Here is a 1,714-nt window from a genome sequence, read left to right on the forward strand (position 1 = left end):
TCTCTCTTTTGAGACGCAGTTGAGTTCCCCCAAGCCTTCAGTCGTGGCTGGAATCAACGTCGGCGATGTCTTGTTCGTGGCCATCGAGCAGCAATTGGCTGCGCAGGTAGTGGTGATCAAGCACGGCAATCAGGTGGCCGGAGGAATTACCTCACCCAAGATGTCCCGCTTGCTCGAGTGTATGCGGCAGGGAACCCAGTACCAGGCCACGGTACTGAGCAAGGCCGGCGGCCAGGTAACCATACGTATCTCGCCTTGAGACGCTAGGCAACGACAGGGGATAAATGGATGTTGACTATCGTCGGTGGTATCTACCGCGAGGTGTGTTTGCGCCCGCAGTGGGACGAAGTGTATGGATCGGCCGGACGTGCGGCGTCAGCGGTGTCGCGTCTGGGTGGACAGGTGACATTGCACGGCTATCTTGATGCTGGCCTCCAGCCGATCCTGGAGTGTCGTGCAGCAGATGAGGGCTTTGGCCTATCGATTGCGCCGTTGCCACGGTCTGCCTCTTTTCACTACAGCCACGGATTGTCGGTACCGTGGATCCAGCAGCCAGAGCGGCAATCGCCGCTCAGCGTGAAGGCCGATCACGTGCTTCGCTTTGGCATGCTGGAGAGCACGGCCATAGTCGACGCCGAGTACGCCGTATTCGATCCACAGAACGTTACGGGGACTGAAGCTTTTGGCGCTAACGGCTCAAAGGCCCAGCACCTGGCGCTTGTGCTGAATCTGACTGAGGCAAGGAGCTTGCTCCAGCGATTCGATTTGACGTCCGAGCAGATGGCTGCCGAGCTGGCTTCGCAGCACGGCGCAGAAGTGGTGGTGTTGAAGATGGGGCCGAAGGGGGCCTTGGTGCACCACGAGGGCGGCACTGAATGTGTTCCGGCCTATGCCACCTCTCGGGTATGGAAGATCGGTAGCGGGGATCAGTTTGCGGCCAACTTTGCATACGCTTGGATGGAAGAGCGCCGCTCGCCCTTTGAGGCTGCAGACCGAGCATCGCGCTCGGCTGCCTTCTATGCTCAGCATCGCAGGTATCCTGATGTTGGAGAGCTAGATGCCTTCGCTCCGGCGCCGCTGAGGCTCTCGGACACCTACCTGCAGGGGCGGGCGCCTACCGTCTACTTGGCCGGGCCCTTCTTCACCCTTGGGCAGCTTTGGGTTGTCGAGCAGGCTCGCAACTGCCTCCTCGACATGGGCCTGGACGTGTTTTCCCCCTACCACGACGTGGGCCCTGGCCCAGCAGAGATGGTGGTGGGGAAGGACATTGAGGGCATCCACCGGAGCCAGGTCATGCTCGCCATCGCTGATGGGCTGGACTCAGGCACGGTCTTCGAGGTGGGCTACGCGCGATCTCGGGGGATCCCGGTGGTGATGTATGCCGAGAACGTGTCGCCTGAGGACTTGAAGATGATGGAGGGTACCGACTGCTTCCTGCGCGACGACTTCGTCAGTGCCATCTATCAGACCGCTTGGAATGGTGTTTGCGTATGAAGAGTGCCCTCCTACTGTCTGGCGGGATGGACTCGATCGCTCTGGCCTGGTGGAAGCGTCCGGATATGGCGTTCACCGTGGACTATGGGCAACTCGCCGCGGCTGCGGAAGTGGTGGCGGCCAGAGCCGTGAGCGAGCGACTGCAGGTCCCGCATTACATCATTCGGTTTGACGGTCGTGAGCTTGGTTCTGGGGACCTGGCAGGGTCCACCCCGGACGT

3 protein-coding genes are annotated in these 1,714 nt (G+C 60.8%); all 3 read left to right on the forward strand.

The features are described 5' to 3' along the window. Positions 1 to 259 (forward strand): hypothetical protein (locus ACZ4VL_RS40670; RefSeq protein WP_468211062.1); only part of this gene is annotated, 259 nt, incomplete at its 5' end. 29 nt (positions 260 to 288) lie between these two features. Continuing rightward, positions 289 to 1,494 (forward strand): PfkB family carbohydrate kinase, encoded by a 1,206-nt coding sequence (locus ACZ4VL_RS40675; protein ID WP_049428616.1) that lies wholly within the window; start codon positions 289 to 291, stop codon positions 1,492 to 1,494. 26 nt (positions 1,495 to 1,520) lie between these two features. Further along, the coding region (locus tag ACZ4VL_RS40680; RefSeq protein WP_468211065.1) for a hypothetical protein at positions 1,521 to 1,714 on the forward strand (194 nt) is incomplete at its 3' end.

The organism is Streptomyces sp. NPDC029014 (assembly GCF_055564695.1).